At 39.6% G+C, this 15,771-nt stretch carries 18 protein-coding genes; 15 read left to right on the top strand and 3 right to left on the bottom strand.

Going from position 1 to position 15,771, the window contains the following annotated elements; all coding sequences use genetic code 11:
* Positions 1–48: 48 nt before the first annotated feature.
* From AC25Y1_RS10000 to fabF, 7 genes are all read left to right on the top strand, one after another.
* Positions 49–1,047, top strand: coding sequence for an NADP-dependent oxidoreductase (locus AC25Y1_RS10000; protein WP_488147832.1), 999 nt, complete (start codon positions 49–51; stop codon positions 1,045–1,047).
* Positions 1,048–1,059: 12 nt separating this feature from the next.
* Complete coding sequence (locus AC25Y1_RS09995) at positions 1,060–2,190, top strand: NADH:flavin oxidoreductase (protein ID WP_488147831.1); 1,131 nt, start codon at positions 1,060–1,062, stop codon at positions 2,188–2,190.
* A 120-nt stretch (positions 2,191–2,310) separates the two neighbouring features.
* Positions 2,311–2,844, top strand: coding sequence for an SDR family NAD(P)-dependent oxidoreductase (locus AC25Y1_RS09990; protein ID WP_488147830.1), 534 nt, complete (start codon positions 2,311–2,313; stop codon positions 2,842–2,844).
* A 1-nt stretch (position 2,845) separates the two neighbouring features.
* Positions 2,846–2,986 (top strand): hypothetical protein, encoded by a 141-nt coding sequence (locus AC25Y1_RS09985; protein WP_488147829.1) that lies wholly within the window; start codon positions 2,846–2,848, stop codon positions 2,984–2,986.
* Positions 2,987–3,081: 95 nt separating this feature from the next.
* On the top strand, positions 3,082–3,537 hold the full coding sequence (locus AC25Y1_RS09980) for a PaaI family thioesterase (RefSeq protein WP_488147828.1): 456 nt from the start codon (positions 3,082–3,084) through the stop codon (positions 3,535–3,537).
* A gap of 1 nt (position 3,538) precedes the next feature.
* On the top strand, positions 3,539–4,525 hold the full coding sequence (locus AC25Y1_RS09975) for an acrylyl-CoA reductase family protein (RefSeq protein ID WP_488147827.1): 987 nt from the start codon (positions 3,539–3,541) through the stop codon (positions 4,523–4,525).
* A gap of 38 nt (positions 4,526–4,563) precedes the next feature.
* Positions 4,564–5,799: a beta-ketoacyl-ACP synthase II gene (gene fabF, locus AC25Y1_RS09970; RefSeq protein ID WP_488147826.1), complete on the top strand. Its 1,236-nt coding sequence runs from the start codon at positions 4,564–4,566 to the stop codon at positions 5,797–5,799.
* A 400-nt stretch (positions 5,800–6,199) separates the two neighbouring features.
* On the opposite strand, the gene AC25Y1_RS09965 is transcribed toward fabF, so the two are convergent.
* Positions 6,200–6,421 (bottom strand): hypothetical protein, encoded by a 222-nt coding sequence (locus tag AC25Y1_RS09965; protein WP_488147825.1) that lies wholly within the window; start codon positions 6,419–6,421, stop codon positions 6,200–6,202.
* A gap of 175 nt (positions 6,422–6,596) precedes the next feature.
* On the opposite strand from AC25Y1_RS09965, the gene AC25Y1_RS09960 reads away from it, so the two are divergent.
* Entirely contained in the window at positions 6,597–7,523 is a 927-nt protein-coding gene (locus AC25Y1_RS09960; RefSeq protein ID WP_488147824.1) for a VanZ family protein, read from the top strand.
* A gap of 258 nt (positions 7,524–7,781) precedes the next feature.
* Here AC25Y1_RS09960 and AC25Y1_RS09955 read toward each other — a convergent pair whose 3' ends face one another.
* Positions 7,782–7,961 (bottom strand): hypothetical protein, encoded by a 180-nt coding sequence (locus AC25Y1_RS09955; protein ID WP_488147823.1) that lies wholly within the window; start codon positions 7,959–7,961, stop codon positions 7,782–7,784.
* A gap of 290 nt (positions 7,962–8,251) precedes the next feature.
* Between AC25Y1_RS09955 and AC25Y1_RS09950 the strand changes: the two genes are divergently transcribed.
* The 7 genes from AC25Y1_RS09950 (at position 8,252) to AC25Y1_RS09920 (ending at position 14,907) form a co-directional block, all read left to right on the top strand.
* A complete protein-coding gene (locus AC25Y1_RS09950) occupies positions 8,252–8,968 on the top strand; it encodes a dihydropteridine reductase (protein ID WP_488147822.1) in 717 nt (238 codons plus the stop codon).
* Positions 8,969–9,473: 505 nt separating this feature from the next.
* Positions 9,474–9,806, top strand: coding sequence for a glycine cleavage system H family protein (locus tag AC25Y1_RS09945; protein WP_488147821.1), 333 nt, complete (start codon positions 9,474–9,476; stop codon positions 9,804–9,806).
* Between the two features lie 49 nt (positions 9,807–9,855).
* Positions 9,856–10,650, top strand: coding sequence for a protein-ADP-ribose hydrolase (locus AC25Y1_RS09940; protein WP_488147820.1), 795 nt, complete (start codon positions 9,856–9,858; stop codon positions 10,648–10,650).
* Between the two features lie 9 nt (positions 10,651–10,659).
* Positions 10,660–11,547: an SIR2 family NAD-dependent protein deacylase gene (locus AC25Y1_RS09935; RefSeq protein ID WP_488147819.1), complete on the top strand. Its 888-nt coding sequence runs from the start codon at positions 10,660–10,662 to the stop codon at positions 11,545–11,547.
* Between the two features lie 12 nt (positions 11,548–11,559).
* Positions 11,560–12,600 (top strand): lipoate--protein ligase, encoded by a 1,041-nt coding sequence (gene lplA / locus AC25Y1_RS09930; protein WP_488147818.1) that lies wholly within the window; start codon positions 11,560–11,562, stop codon positions 12,598–12,600.
* 30 nt (positions 12,601–12,630) lie between these two features.
* Positions 12,631–13,644: an LLM class flavin-dependent oxidoreductase gene (locus tag AC25Y1_RS09925; protein WP_488147817.1), complete on the top strand. Its 1,014-nt coding sequence runs from the start codon at positions 12,631–12,633 to the stop codon at positions 13,642–13,644.
* Between the two features lie 78 nt (positions 13,645–13,722).
* The gene (locus tag AC25Y1_RS09920) at positions 13,723–14,907 is read left to right on the top strand and encodes an NADH-dependent flavin oxidoreductase (RefSeq protein ID WP_488147863.1); all 1,185 of its coding nucleotides are present in this window, start codon (positions 13,723–13,725) and stop codon (positions 14,905–14,907) included.
* A 111-nt stretch (positions 14,908–15,018) separates the two neighbouring features.
* On the opposite strand, the gene lspA is transcribed toward AC25Y1_RS09920, so the two are convergent.
* Positions 15,019–15,456: a signal peptidase II gene (gene lspA, locus AC25Y1_RS09915; protein WP_488147816.1), complete on the bottom strand. Its 438-nt coding sequence runs from the start codon at positions 15,454–15,456 to the stop codon at positions 15,019–15,021.
* Positions 15,457–15,771: the final 315 nt, after the last annotated feature.

The raw sequence follows: 15,771 nt of genomic DNA, 5'->3' as shown, positions 1-15,771 counted from the left end.
AAAATTGTACGCCATAAGATTTTCAAGTGGAAAGGAAGCTAGAAAAGTATGAAAGCTGCTCAAATGCAGAAATACTCAAAAGGAATTCAAGTGGAAATAAATAATGTGGATAAACCGGAAATCAAGGATAACGAGGTACTCGTTAAAGTAAAAGCAGCAGGTGTCAATCCATTAGATATCCTTATTTTGAATGGCACGGTCCGACTCATTGCTGATTATGACTTTCCACTGACATTAGGCAATGAACTATCTGGTGTTATAGAGGCTGTTGGTAAAGATGTTGTTGATTTTCAGGTTGGCGACCAAATTTATTCGAGGTTGCCAGTAGATAAAATAGGAGCTTTCGCTGAATATGTAGCGGTCAAAGATGATGCTATAGCCAAAATGCCTGAAAATCTATCCTTTGTAGAGGCGGCTGCGGTCCCGCTCACTGCTTTAACAGCTCATCAGGCATTGAAGGATGTACTCGATGTTCAACCTGGTAAAAAGCTGTTTATTCCTGGGGGCACCGGCGGCTTTGGTGCAATGGCGATTCCCATTGCCAAATCAATGGGGCTGTATGTGATTACAAGCGGCAGTGAAAGAGGTCGATCACGTACACTGTCGATTGGGGCAGATCAATTTATAAATTATAAAGAAGAAAATTATGCTGATGTTCTATCCGATATAGATTATGTGATAGACACCTTAGGCGGTGATGAAATAGAAGCGGAACTTAGTATATTAAAGCCTCATGGGAAATTAGTATCATTGAAGGCTGCACCCAACCATCGCTTTGCCGTTGAAAATAATCTTCCATTCTTGAAAAGGATACTGTTTCGTTTAGCGGGTGCTCGTTTTGACCGTTTAGCAGCAAAAGATAACAAAGAATATCACTTTTTATTTGTGCAAGCTAATGGAAGACGCTTACAAGAGGTTACAAGCTTTATGGAAAAAGAGGATATTGAGGTTTCAATTGATTCAGTTTATAAATTTGACGACATTAATCAGGCATTGGAAAAAGTTTCTACTGGTCACTCAGAAGGTAAAGTGATTGTGACTTTCTAAAGGGGGATTATTGTGAGTAATAATGAAGAGGGCTTCCATGCTTCGGCTGTTCAACCTTTGTTCGAACCTTTTACAATCGGGAATTTAACGCTTCCAAACCGCATCGTGATGTCTCCGATGACTCGAGGGTTTTCACCGGGCGGGGTACCTGGGGCAGATGTAGTATCATATTACCGCCGTCGGGTTGAGAACGGTGTCGGTTTAATCATAACTGAAGGCACTTTAATCAACCATCCGGCAGCGGCGAGCAATCCCAACTGGCCGAACTTCCATGGCGAAAATTCACTAAAAGGATGGTTGCAGGTAGTGGATGCTGTACATGAAGCTGGCGGACGAATTATTCCGCAACTTTGGCATGTTGGTATGCGACGTAAGATAGGTGATCTACCGAATCATGATGCGCTGCCGATTGGACCATCAGGTCTTACCGCAGCAGGTGACAAGGTAACTGATCCAATGAACGAATCGGAGATTTCAGCAGTGATTGATGCTTATGCGCAAGCAGCTGCAGATGCTAAACAGCTTGGTTTTGACGGAATCGAACTTCACGGTGCACATGGATATTTAATCGACCAATTTTTTTGGGAGAAAACCAATAAACGTACTGACCGTTACGGTGGCGACTTAGTTGAACGTACTCGTTTTGCAGTAGAAATAATTGATGCTTGCCGTCGGGCAGTGGGACCAGACTTTCCAATTATTTTACGTTTTTCGCAATGGAAAGGTGATGATTATGCAGCAAAACTAGCAGAAAGTCCGGATCAGCTTGAACAGTTTTTAACTCCGTTAGTAAATGCTGGTGTTGATATTTTTCATTGCTCGACCCGTCGTTTCTGGGAACCTGAGTTTGAAGGCTCTAATCTCAACCTAGCGGGCTGGACCAAAAAGCTCACAGGCAAGCCTACCATTACTGTTGGTTCTGTAGGTTTAGACAGTGAGTTTTCAAAGGCTTCATTTGAAGGGAAAAGGGCCAATAACGCTGATATTAGTAAATTAATTGACATGCTTGAAAGAGATGAATTCGATTTAGTGGCTGTTGGGCGAGCATTACTAGCCGATCATGCTTGGGTAAGTAAGATACACGACGGACGGGTAGACGAACTAGAGCCCTTTACGAAAGAGGCAGTGCAAAGGCTTGTTTAAGTCATCGATACTACAATAGCAAGAATGCGGAATCCTTAAGAAGAAATCTTAACTAGAGCCAGCTGATTTCGCCGCATCGTTTAGTAGTAAGTTCAAACACCTGAGAGGAGAATACTTATCATGGATATTTCACAACAAATCGCACTCGTCACTGGCGCAAATCGAGGGTTCGGTCGACAATTGGCTCTTGAACTCATCTCTCGCGGTGCTATTGTTTATGCGGGGGCGCGCAACCCTGATAGCATCCAACTACCAGGAGCAAAACCGTTGCAAATCGATATCACCGATCCTAACTCTGTGGCAGCGGCAGCAGAGGTCGCGGGAGACGTGACTCTGCTGATAAACAATGCTGGAGTGTCGACAGGCGCCTCCCTTATCAATGGTAGTTTGGAGGACATCCACACCGAATTTGATACGCACTTTTTCGGAACGCTTTCGATGGTTCGCGCCTTTGCTCCGAAGATCGCCTCGAACGGGGGCGGTGCTATTTTAAACATTCTTTCGGCCTTGTCCTGGTTCAGTAGTGTGGATGAAGGAGCATATTCTGCCGCAAAGTCGGCTGCGTGGGCTCTCACCAACACAATTCGTTTAGAACTAGCTGATCAGAAGGTACGGGTAGCGGGACTTCATGTCTGCCGGCGTCATCGCCCCTAAGTTGAATGCTGCTGACGTCGCTAAGATGGCTATCGACGGAATCCAAGCTGACAGCTATGAAATTCTTGCAGACGATGTGAGTCGAAATATTCAGAAAGTCCTGTCTGGTGGAGTCTCTGCTCTATACCCACAGTTCGAATGAGTAATACAATGGAGTTGTACCCTCGATAACATCTCCATCTGCATCGTTGAAAAATATTTTTAAAGTTAAAATTTATTATTTAGGAGGCGTGGATAATGAATCACTTAGAAAACTTAAAGAAAATGATGACGGGTGAAATACCTGAACCCCCAGTTGCACAAGTACTTGGTTTCAAGGTTGTAGAAGTTGAAGAAGGTAGAGTTGTTGTAGAAATGGAAGCTTCTGAAAGATTGCATAATCCGATGGGCACCCTACATGGTGGGATACTTTGCGATATAGCAGATGCTGCGATGGGATATACTTTTGCTAGCACGCTTGCAGATGATGAAGTTTTCACGACAGTGGAACTTAAATTGAATTTCCTAAAACCTATATTTGATTCGAAACTTCGAGCTGAGGGAAAAATAATTAAGAAAGGAACTTCTGTTGGACTACTGGAATGTCATATATATGATGAAAAAGAGAGTCTTGTTGCTCATTCAACTAGTACGTGTATGATTTTAAAAGGAAATTCTGAACAAAAAAGAGTAGAGAGAGGAAATGGTAAATAAATTGAATAACTTTCAAGCAATGGTATTAGATAAAGTAAATGATCAAACAAAGTTAGAAATCAAACAATTAAGTATGGATGATCTTCCAGAAGGGGAAGTAACGATTCGAGTAGCCTATTCTAGTGTGAACTTTAAAGACGGTATAGTAGCCTTGCAAAATCAGTTTGTAAGCTCCTATCCGCTAGTACCAGGAATCGATTTAGCCGGAACGGTTATTGATTCAAAAGATGAACGTTTTACAACAGGGGATGAAGTCATTGTCACTAGCTACAAATTAGGAACAGGACATTTTGGCGGATTTAGCGAAATCGCACGTGTCCCTGCAGAGTGGGTTGTACCTCTTCCAAAAGGATTATCTTTAAAAGAATCCATGATCCTTGGAACAGCTGGGTTTACTGCAGCATTAGCCGTTCAAAGACTTGAAGATAATGATTTAGAACCAAGCCATGGACCTGTATTGGTAGCAGGTGCAACGGGAGGAGTGGGCAGTATTGCTGTGAATATCTTAGCTAAAAAAGGCTATGATGTGGTAGCTAGTACAGGCAAATCAGATCAAGAAGAATATTTGAAAGGATTAGGCGCCAAACAAATTATTCACCGTGACGAAATTGTAGATAACGACAATGTGCCAATGCGTGAAGAAAAATGGGCTGGCGCAATCGATCCTGTAGGTGGGAAAACGCTCCAATACATTCTAAGTACATTGAAATATGGCGCGTCTGTAGCTACGTGTGGTTTTACAGGTGGAATGGAAGTATCCACAACCGTATTTCCACATATTTCAAGAGGTGTTAATTGGCTTGGCATTGACTCGGTTGAATATCCAATGAAGAAGCGCTTAGAAATTTGGAATCGTCTAGGAGAAGATTTGAAACCAACAGCGTTAAATGAAGATATGGTAAATGAAATCTCATTAAAAGAGCTGCCAGAAGTATTGGCTGCTATATTAGAAGGAAAAGTACGCGGCAGAACCCTTGTTAAACTATAAAACGTGAAAACATGTCAAATTTATCGGAGGTATAAAATATGGAACGTCGAGTTGTTGTAACAGGTTATGGGGTTGTATCACCATTAGGAAATAATATAGATACGTTTTGGAGTAATATTAAAGCGGGTAATTCAGGTATTAAAAAAATTGAATCTGATAAATTTAAAGATATTAACACGCGAATCGCTGGGAAAATAAGTGACTTTCCCGCAGAAAATTACTTTGATAAAAAGGAGTTAGGGAAATATGATTTGTTTGCTCAGTATGCTTATGCAGCAGCGAACCAAGCGTTAGAGCAATCGGGACTTGATCAGGACACAGTTAATAAAGAGCGGATAGGCGTTTATGTTGGATCTGGAATTGGTGGAATTGACACCGTAATGGACAATCATAACTCTTTGTTGGAAAGAGGCGTAAGAAGAGTATCTCCATTTATGGTACCAATGATGATTAGTAATATGGCAGCAGGCATTATAGCGATTAAATACGGTTTTAAAGGTCCGAGTTTTTCGCCAGTGTCAGCATGTGCAACAGGGAACCATGCAATAGGTGAAGCATATTTAAATATTTTACATGGTTATTCTGATGCCATTGTAGCGGGTGGCGCAGAGGCTTCAATTAATCCCTTATCTTTTGCTGGTTTCTCAAGGATGAGGGCGATGTCTACTTTAAATGATTCCCCGGAAAAGGCGAGCCGTCCTTTTGATGGTAAGCGTGATGGCTTTGTCATGTCGGAAGGTGCCGGTATTTTAGTACTTGAAGAGTATGAGCATGCTAAACAAAGAGGTGCAACAATTTTGGGCGAGATTGTCGGTTATGGTTCAACAACCGATGCCTATCATATCACATCTCCTGATTTCGATGGCGCTGCAAGGGCGATGAAGCTAGCTTTAGAAATGGCAAGAATTCATCCTACTGATGTTGATTATATTAATGCGCATGGAACAAGCACGCCAGAAGGAGATAAATCAGAAACAAAAGCAATTAAAGCTACTTTTGGATCGCATGCATATAAATTGAAGGTAAGCTCTACAAAATCGATGACGGGACACCTATTTGGTGCTGCGGGTGGAGTGGAGGCTATAATAACGCTTAAAAGTATATTGGAAGATATCGCGCCAGCCACTATCAATTACGAAATCCCGGATGAGGAATGCGACTTGAATTACGTTCCAAACAAAGCATCGAAAATGAAAATAAACTATGCAATTTCGAATGGCTTTGGTTTCGGCGGACATAATGCAGTGCTTGCTTTCAAAAAGTTTACTTGTTAATCTCTTAACTTTCGCACCTAAATAAAACACTTTAATCTGAGTGATTCTAGATGCACTTGACATTATTTATCGTACTCGACTTTAAATTTAACTATTAGCGATTGGTACCAGTCACTCATATAATCAAGCTGGTATGGTTACTTTAGGTAAAGGAGCCCTGGCTAAACATGATTGGGTTGAGCGGAGAACCATTAGCAGCGTTTAAGCCAGAAGAAGTGTTAAGACTGAATGTGAAAATCAAGCAATTTGAAGTTTAAATCTTCTCCATCTAACAGTGATTTGCTTGAAGAAGCCAAATTTAAAAGTCGATTCCTGTACGCTAAGGAATCGACTTTTTGGGGTTAGGGATCGCTTAGCATACAAGTCTTCTGAAATGTTGGCGGTATCGCTTTAAGTGATTTCATTTTGAAAATCTAGGGGTTTCAATACATAAAAACCGTTTCCAGCGCGGATCATAGGCTTTTGGCTCATTCAATTCGACAAGATGGCCGATGCCCCATGTAATAAAAGCGCCTTGTGGAAACAGCTGACTTTGAGCCGACTCAATATGCGTTTTATGTCGACTTTTGACAGTGGAAGCTTTTGCTTGAGAAGGTTTTTTTGCGAAAATTACTGTTTTCATGAGTAAACCTCATTTCTTTATACGATGAAACGCTAGTTCTATTATTATCGCATAAATTGTTAGGAGTTCCAAATTCATAGTTGAGAAAAAACTTAATTATACTAATATTTACATTTCTTATACTGAATGCTATATTAATAAAAGCTCTATATTATTTATTAAGATCGGGGATACTATGAGAACAAAGCAACATAAGCTAATCCTTACGATATTAATAATCTATACAGTTTTGATCGTATACTTTCTGTTTTTTGGAGTTGGTAGACTTGGTGCAGCAATTACAGTTCACGAATATCGTTTTAATTTAATGCCGAATATAATTCAATTGAGATTTCCAACTTTGTCGGATTTTACACATTTCCGTTTTTTTGACTTAGGTAATTTTGTAGGATTTATACCTTTTGGTATATTGATTCCTATGCTGTATCGCTGTAGTTTTTTTAGGTTTATTTCATTTTTTCTCTTGTCAATTCTTATACTAGAAACCGTGCAAATGCTAACTTATCTCGGTAGTTTTGATATAAATGATGTCATCGTGAATTCACTGGGGGCGGTAGTAGGATTTTGTGCATACAAAATCGGATTTCGTTTTAAGCGTACCCGAAAAAATCTTGTAGTCACTATTATGTCCGTTGTGATCATTTCAATAGGCGTAATCGGTTTTTCGGAATTGCTAAACAAAACGTTCACAAAAAAAGAAGGAGCAATTATAGCTTTAAATGAACTAGAGAGTAACTTAAACGTACCTATGGATAAAAGTCTCCAAAGTTTCGAAATTGGACATGAAAAAGTTGAACCAAAAATAAACTTGTATGGTAGCGAAGACGATAAAGTGGAGATATTCACCTATGAATTTGGGGGTAAAGATATTGTACTTTCTTTAAGCTACGGGATTCCTGATAGTGCTAGTAACTATTCTGGTGAAGTAATTGTTTCTGTTGATGGGCAAGAGATAGGAACCCGTTCTATGGACAAAGAATATCGTGAAATAATCTCCTCCGAATTTAATATCGACAAGGTAAATGAACTTACAATCACAATTAAAGGGAATGTAAAGGTATGGGATGTTACATTTAAAGAAATGAAATATTGGTGGAATTAACAATCTAATTTATATATTAAGAGCCGATTAAATAATAGAAGGGGAGTGCACTGAACTAAAGAAATGAAACCGCTGGAGTTGGTGAATGTGTATTTCATGAATAAATGTGGTAAAACTAAACATATATTAAAAAAGACTGAGTGCGCCAACACCCAGTCAATGCAGCTGACATACCGCATGAAGCGCGGTTGACCAGTTGTAAGAATGTTTAACTCAAAGAGTAACCACCCTGCATACTTAGTCGGTAGCGGAGGGTGGTTACTTTTTTCCATTGGTGTAAAGAGCAATCATCGCAACAACAGCTGTTGTCGCTGTCGCGAAAAATATGCCAAATTGGAAAAGCATATTCATTGCGAATTGAACAGCGAAGGGTTCAATTTGCCGTATTTCTGCGTCATTTGCAGAAATTAAGGCATCAGGGGTTTTAGTCTGCTCCACATTTAAAGCAATGGGAGTGTCAACCGCCCATTCGCTATATGTTGCTGCAACTACTAGTTTAACATTTTGTACGACGAAATTCGACGGGAGCAGATACAAAAACTCTACATAATGCCTTTGAATAATATTTTTTCACCTCGTTTCATCGGGATAATCATTTCGGTTCATCGTATAATTGAATACAATTTTATTGGCGGTCAAAATAACCAGTCTATTTAATTGAGAACCATTATCAATTACTGTATAGTAGATAGTAACAATACAAATAATTGAAAAAAGGGGAATATATAATGCAAATATACTGGACTAAAATAAATAAGATTATTGAAGAAACACCAGAGGTTAAAACGTTCCTGCTCGACTGTCCGGAAGGCTATACATGGGAAGAAGGTGCTCACATCCACTTAGCATTGGAAGGTTTTAATGCTGGAGATAAGCCTAACCGCAGCCTGATTCGCCATATGTCAATCTCAACTTTACCAAACGAAAATTCAATCGGTATCACAACACGCATTAAAGAGCAGTGTTCTGAGTTTAAAGCGATTTTAAGAAATCTTGAAGTCGGCAATGAAATGGCCATATTTAAAACTCATTCGAATGTGCCGCTTAAAAGAGAAGACAAAAATGTTTACCTGCTGTCATCAGGTGTCGGCCTGGCAACTTTCAGACCGCTTGTACTTGATTATTTCGAACGTGCTGACAACGTCAATAAAATTCATTCCCTGAACGTCGATTCGTCAAAAGATTTCTTATTCACCACTATTTTTGAATCCGCACCTGACAAGAAGTTCACATCACAGTTCGTCGATAATCGTAAAGACTACTATGAAGAAGTAAAAAATCTTGCTGCAGACAAGGATGGGCTCTTCTATGTTGTCGGGAGCGACGAGTTCCTGGTGCAAAACATTGAAGTGCTGCGTGAGCAGGGCATCAAACCAGAACAGATCAAGCTCGATAAGCATGAACGACAACTGCCTGAGTTTTTATCGATTGAATTATCAGTTTAACCGATACGGCACAACACAGGCAGAAAATGAGAGAGCACTGAAAAAGTACAAAGAAGAATCTTTTATATCACTACTGCCTGATTTAGTGCGCAGTCGTGAGACTCCCGCGGGAAAGCGAGACAGCCGAGACCCTGCAGGAGCGTAGCGACGAAGCGGCTTGGCGCTCGCCCGCAGGAAAGCGAACGACGGAGCACTAATTCAAGTTTAATGACAGAAACTATATTAACTACACTTTTTCAATACCCTTGAAAATGATCAATGTTTTTTATGGGAATTGTAAAGTGCTTTACAAAGAATGACCCTGTTTTGAGCAATCTTTGTTCAAAACAGGGCCTTTTTATTATTGGAAAATATGACTTTGCTTTGAATGTGTTATTAGCAGAGACTTTATGTAGATTTTTTTCTGCTACTAAAAGCAAGACGTTCCGTTCGATTATTCATAACACATGATATATTGTTGATATATCATGATTAAATTTAAGTAAGAAAGAAAGAGGGATTATTGATGAAAAAACGTGTAGATTTTTTATTTGTTGAGAAAAACGGTGACATTTATACAGTAAGTATGACGCCAGAATTACAAGATGATATTGGTACAGTAGGTTTAGTAGAATTTTCAGATGCTGATACGCTTGAAGTAGATGATGTCATTTTAGATTTGGAAGCTTCGAAAACTGTTTTTGAATTGGCTTCTCCGTTGGCGGGTAAAATTGTTGAGCGAAATGAAGTATTAACAAGTGAACCAACATTATTGAATTCAGCTAAATCAGAAGAAAATTGGGTAGTTAAATTAACAGATGTTGATGAAGAGGCGTTTAGCCGACTGGAAGATGCTTAATTAGTAATAGGACTATTTTTGTTAGTATATCTCATCATAGGAGTAGGATATGAATCAAGAAGCGAGACTCGATTATCTAATTGAATATTTATCGAATGAGAACCCGAATACCCGGGAGAAAATGAAGCAGTCCCAAATGGATACTATAGAAGAAAAATTAGCGTTATTTCGCGGCCTGTGTAATATCCGACAACCCGAACCGGTGACGGAACAATTTATTGAGGTTCAGGATGCCTTCTTAACGCAGTGGAATCACGAACGGCCATTAACTTCATTGAATGATTTAGTAGCTGTGCAACCACAACTTTATTTATGGCAAGGCGATATTACCAGTCTAACGGTAGACGTGATAGTCAATGCAGCCAATAGTTATTTTATAGGCTGTATGCAAGCGAATCATGACTGTATTGACAATATGATTCATACATATGCTGGAGTAGAGTTGCGGTTAGATTGTGATGCAGTGATAAAAGCACAAGGTCGCAAAGAACCGATGGGTAAAGCAAAAATAACGAAGGCTTACAATTTACCATCAGACTATGTCATTCATACAGTCGGACCATTTATCGATGAGCGTGGTGTTTCACCTTTAAAAGAGAAATTATTAGCTTCGTCTTATCGTTCTTGTTTAGCCTTGGCTGATGAGTACCAACAAGAGACGATTGCTTTTTGCTGCATTTCGACAGGTGAATTTAATTTTCCACAGCAACAAGCGGCTGAAATTGCGATTCAGACTGTGAAGGCATATTTAAAGGACACCGGGTCAACACTTAACGTCATCTTTAATGTATTTAAAGATGATGACTTACAGATATACCAGACATTATTAGGGATGAAAGAATAGGAGATTGATATGAGGCAACTTAACACACATTGGCAGACATTAACGGTGGAATCATCAATGTCACAAGCTGACTTTTTACATCAACTAATCGAAGAAGCCGAAGCAATTGTCATCGGAATTGGCGCGGGGATGTCTGCAGCAACTGGATTTACTTATGTAGGAAAACGATTTACTGAGGCATTTCCTGATTTCATTGCGAAGTATCGTTTCTTTGATATGTTACAAGCAAGTCTCTTTGATTTTGAAGATGAACAAGAATATTGGGCCTTTCAAAGTCGCTTCAGTTTGTTGAATTTCTTTGATCAACCAGTCGGACAAGCATACGTCGATTTGCGTCGCATGATGACAGATAAAAATCATCATATTATTACGACCAATGCCGATAATGCGTTTTATGCGGCTGAGTTCGATATGGAGAAAGTCTTTCGTATTCAAGGAGAATACGGGTTGTGGCAATGTTCTAATCACTGTCATCAACAGACCTATCACGATGAAAGCTTAATTCGCCAAATGGCCCGGCAACAGTCAGATATGAAGATCCCAAAAGAATTAGTCCCTCGCTGTCCGGAATGTAGTGCTGTGATGGAAGTGAACAAGCGTAATGAAGAAAAAGGAATGGTTGAGGATGATCATTTCCATGAGCAGAAAGAACGTTATGATCAATTTTTAACAGAGAATCAAGAGAAGAAAATACTCTTTCTAGAAATTGGAGTTGGGCACACAACACCGCAATTTATCAAACATCCATTCCAACAAATGACGAAGGCAAATCCTAAAGCCCTGTTTGTGACAATGAATCAGAAGGATTACTTCATTCCGCATGCGATTCGTCCGCAAGCGGTGCGAATTAATGAAGATATTGCTGAAGTTTTACATAGCTTCGCACCGAATGAATAATGGAGGTATCGTATGTATTTAATTGAATCGAAACGTGATGGAAAGTGGATTTACGATCCCGGAATAGCAATGGCTTTACAAGAATATGTGAAAGATCATATTTTCTTAGATGATGATGTGTTGTTCCCATATATGATGCAACCTGCTGTTCAAATTGGAAAATACCAGAATGCATATGAGGAAGTCAATCAACCATATATGGATGAACATGATATTAAAATCGTTCGCCGTGAAACAGGTGGTGGTGCAATTTATCTTGATGACCGTAATATGAGTTTTTCTTTCTTATTTGACGGTAATAACGACATTTTCGGTAATTATACACGTTTGTATGAGCCAGCCATCAAGGCACTTCAGAAGTTAGGCGTGGATCATGTAGAACAAAAAGGCCGCAATGATTTGATTATTGAAGGTAAGAAAGTTTCTGGAGCAGCGATGACGTTACAGAAAGGGCGGATTTACGCTGGGTATTCTTTGCTATTAGATCCTAATTATGAAGCAATGGTGTCCGTGTTGAATCCTAACCAAAAGAAAATAGAATCACACGGTATTCAATCAGTCCGTAGCCGGGTAGGATCGATCCGTCACCATTTAGCACCTGAATATCAAGAAATGACGGTCTGGGACTTTACTGATTACATGATTTGTAAATTACTTGAAATTGATGACATGAGCCAAGCAAAGCGCTATGAACTAACCCCAGAAGATTGGGCAGAGGTCGATAAAATCGCCACTGAGAAATACAATAATTGGGACTGGAACTATGGTCGCTTTATGCAGTTTGATTATCATTTAACGGAACGTTTTCCAATTGGAACGATTAGTATCGGCTTAAGTATCGAACACGCTAAAATTTCTGCCATTCAGATTACGGGCGATTACTTCGGAACGAAAGATGTGAAAGAAGTTGAAGAGGCCCTGATGGGGATGCGATTAAGAAAAGATGATTTATTACAAGCGCTAGAGCCGCTGGATTTAGCAAGTTATTTTGGAAATTTAACAAAGGAAACGTTAGTCAATTTTATGTTAAGTATTCCAACAACTGAAGCATGAGCGCCATTAGACTTAGAAAGAAGGCTAAAGATGGTTAAATTAGGGCTCCTGGATTACGCTCAAATTGACGAAGGCAGCAATGCCCAAGAGGCTTTACAGAATACGATTACGCTAGCCCAATTAGCGGAATCGTTAGGGTATGAACGATTCTGGATGGCAGAACACCATAATGTTCCTGCTTTCGCCAGTAGTTCCCCTGAACTGGTTATGATGCGTTTAGCAGATGCGACAGAGCGTATTCGTATCGGTTCGGGCGGCGTGATGCTTCCCCATTACAGTCCCTACAAAGTGGCTGAGAATTTCCGGGTTCTCGAAGCTTTTCATCCTCATCGAATTGATTTGGGCTTGGGGAATACGATTGGAACCCCTATTGTGAATAGAACGTTGAATGAGAATAAAAAAAGTAAACTCAATTACGAACAGAGTATTGTCGATTTAACTAAATATTTAAGTGACCAAGTGAATGAAGTTCATCGATTCCATGGTATTGCTGCTCATCCAGTGATTCCAACTGTTCCTCAGATGTGGCTATTATCAACTAGTATCAAAAATGCCAAAATAGCCGCTAAGTTAGGAATCGGCTTTACTTTTGGCTTATTTCCACTTGCTGGTATTGATAAATTAACTATCGGTATACAAGCGGCAAAGACTTATCATGATGAATTTCAGCCTTCGCCTTTCATGCCAACACCAAAAGTATCCATTGCGCCATTTGTAGTCGTTGCAGAATCGAATGAAGAAGCGGAAGAATATGCGGAAGCTTTAGATCTCTGGTTGCTCGGCAATGATAATTTCAGTCAGTTGAGTGAATTTCCATCGGTGGAAACAGCCCGCCGTTATCAATATACAGAAGCGGAAAAGACAACCATTCAAGCGAATCGGACCCGAATGGTTGTTGGTGATATTGATAGCGTCACAGCGCAATTAAATGAGTTGATTACTCAATTTAAAGCCGATGAATTAATGTTAATCCCACTTATACCAGGGTTAGAAGCCCGTAAAAAAGCGATTGAATTATTGGCAAAAGCATTTAACTTAAGTTAGCAGAAGTCCCTCTCCTCCGTTAGATTTTAGTTAATGTTAACAATTACACTTCATTTTGCAGGAATTGGAGAATATGAAATGAAAACAACAGTGCAATACAGACCTTTATTTGAAACAATAGTGCTACCAAATGGTATTGAATTAGATAATCGTTTTGTCCTGTCACCAATGATTACTAATTCTTCCACCGTTGAGGGTTATGTTACACAAGAAGACTTGGCTTATGCAGAACGACGTGCTAATTCAGCACCCCTACAAATTACAGGTGCTGCGTATATCGAAGAATATGGTCAGTTGTTTGAATATGGCTTTAGTATCGATGATGATCGTAGCATCGAGGGGCTTAAACAACTCGCGCAAGCGATGAAAAAAGACGGCGCTAAGGCAATTATTCAGTTAACCCATGCTGGTCGGTTTTCCGTAACATCGCTTAAAGACTTCGGTGTCGTTTATGGTCCAAGTGAAATGAACTTAAAGAGTCCCGTTGAACATACAGTTTTACCCATGACTAAACGTAAAATTAAACATGTGATTACCCAATTTGCTGATGCAACACGGCGAGCGATTAAAGCCGGTTTTGATGGCGTTGAAGTATCAGGTGCCCAGCGCTTATTAATCCAAACATTTCTATCCACTTTCTCCAATCAGCGTGATGATGAATATGGTGCTGGGAGCATCGAAAATCGCTCACGTTTTGGGATTGAAGTTCTGCAAGCTGTTCAGAAAGTCATTGATGAAGAAGCACCTGCTAACTTTATTCTTGGTTATCGCGGGACGCCGGAAGAAACACGTGGCAGTGAGATCGGCTATAGTGTTGAAGACTTTCTTTATTTCATGGATGAAGTGATGGAAGTCGCTAATATCCAATACTTAGCTATCGCAAGTTGGGGCAAAAATATTTATAAACAAACCATTCGGCAAGGTAAATTTAAGGATAAATTTATGAATCAAGTTGTGTACGACCATATTGCTGGCCGTATTCCGGTTATGGCAACGGGTGGCATCAACTCACCAGAAAAAGCACTAGAAGCCCTTCAATTCGCTGACATGGTTGGTGCATCTACGCCTTTCGTTACGGAACCCGACTTCGTTACTAAATTGAAAGATGGTCGAGAAGATGATATCAATTTAGGTTTTACTCCAGATGAACTAGCGGATTTAGCGATTCCCAAAAGAGCTTTTAAAGATATTGTTGAATTGATGGATATCGGCGGCTCACTTTCAGACGAAGCTCGGCTGGAACTAAGTAAATTGCGTGATTAATACTGACGATAAGACAAAACACCAATCCTATTCCTCTCGCTAGGAGGTAAGGTTTGGTGTTTTTTATGTTGTTCTTATCGATGGGGTTTTCCTTATAAAGTACTAGAGAATCTAGTCCTTATTTTTCAACCAGTTAACGACTACATAAATAATAAGCAGTAACACCCCCATCTCAATAGCATGGTCGGCCAAGTTAAGAATTCCTCCAGAGCGAATGATGAAATCTGTCACCTGCCCAAACAAAAGTCTATCAATGCCATTACCAATTGCTCCTCCGACTAGGAATCCAAAACTACAATCGATGAGAGTACCTTTTATTTCTCCGGTTTTGCGAAGATATAAAACACCTATCACGAACAACACAGCCACAACTCCGAAGAGCCGTGCGTAGCCTTGAAATAAACCTCCTGCCATTCCACTATTTTCGATATGTGTGAGTTGTATTCCCCACAATGAAAATGTTTCATTAATGTCAATGTAGAAACGAATTAGATATTTAGAAAGCTGGTCCATCACAATAACGAGGATTGCAATCACATAAAATGGCATATAGAGTCCTTCTTTCTTGCAGAATTATTTGTATCCTAATCATCAGTATAATGGAAATTTCTTTCTATCCTATTATGTAGCTCTTATACGTTTGTTCAATAATCTCTTTTCAAATCGATGGGTATAAAAAGCAGTGGTGAATAAAGTAGCTGAATAGATAATCAGAACAGGGATAATACCTACCAAAATGCGTGTTCAAAAACTTGCTAAACTTGAGAACCAACAACATGTCGGAAAACTAACTTTTTATAGAAGTTTAATTTGATGGTCTCTTCATGTTTTGTATAATAATATGACTTATTGGGCAAAAGGAGG

This window comes from Sporosarcina sp. Y1009, assembly GCF_057669865.1.
The sequence above is the reverse complement of the archived record's forward strand: the minus strand, read 5'-3'. Positions and strand labels throughout refer to the sequence as shown.

Excerpts from the sequence above, each read along its gene's own strand:
- AC25Y1_RS09940 (WP_488147820.1), top strand. The coding sequence starts at position 9,856 with ATGAATCAAGAAGCGAGACTCGATTATCTAATTGAATATTTATCGAAT.
- AC25Y1_RS09950 (WP_488147822.1), top strand. The coding sequence starts at position 8,252 with ATGCAAATATACTGGACTAAAATAAATAAGATTATTGAAGAAACACCA.
- AC25Y1_RS09990 (WP_488147830.1), top strand. The coding sequence starts at position 2,311 with ATGGATATTTCACAACAAATCGCACTCGTCACTGGCGCAAATCGAGGG.
- AC25Y1_RS09965 (WP_488147825.1), bottom strand. The coding sequence starts at position 6,421 with ATGAAAACAGTAATTTTCGCAAAAAAACCTTCTCAAGCAAAAGCTTCC.
- AC25Y1_RS09980 (WP_488147828.1), top strand. The coding sequence starts at position 3,082 with ATGAATCACTTAGAAAACTTAAAGAAAATGATGACGGGTGAAATACCT.
- lspA (WP_488147816.1), bottom strand. The coding sequence starts at position 15,456 with ATGCCATTTTATGTGATTGCAATCCTCGTTATTGTGATGGACCAGCTT.
- AC25Y1_RS10000 (WP_488147832.1), top strand. The coding sequence starts at position 49 with ATGAAAGCTGCTCAAATGCAGAAATACTCAAAAGGAATTCAAGTGGAA.
- lplA (WP_488147818.1), top strand. The coding sequence starts at position 11,560 with ATGTATTTAATTGAATCGAAACGTGATGGAAAGTGGATTTACGATCCC.
- AC25Y1_RS09945 (WP_488147821.1), top strand. The coding sequence starts at position 9,474 with ATGAAAAAACGTGTAGATTTTTTATTTGTTGAGAAAAACGGTGACATT.
- AC25Y1_RS09925 (WP_488147817.1), top strand. The coding sequence starts at position 12,631 with ATGGTTAAATTAGGGCTCCTGGATTACGCTCAAATTGACGAAGGCAGC.
- fabF (WP_488147826.1), top strand. The coding sequence starts at position 4,564 with ATGGAACGTCGAGTTGTTGTAACAGGTTATGGGGTTGTATCACCATTA.
- AC25Y1_RS09920 (WP_488147863.1), top strand. The coding sequence starts at position 13,723 with ATGAAAACAACAGTGCAATACAGACCTTTATTTGAAACAATAGTGCTA.
- AC25Y1_RS09960 (WP_488147824.1), top strand. The coding sequence starts at position 6,597 with ATGAGAACAAAGCAACATAAGCTAATCCTTACGATATTAATAATCTAT.
- AC25Y1_RS09935 (WP_488147819.1), top strand. The coding sequence starts at position 10,660 with ATGAGGCAACTTAACACACATTGGCAGACATTAACGGTGGAATCATCA.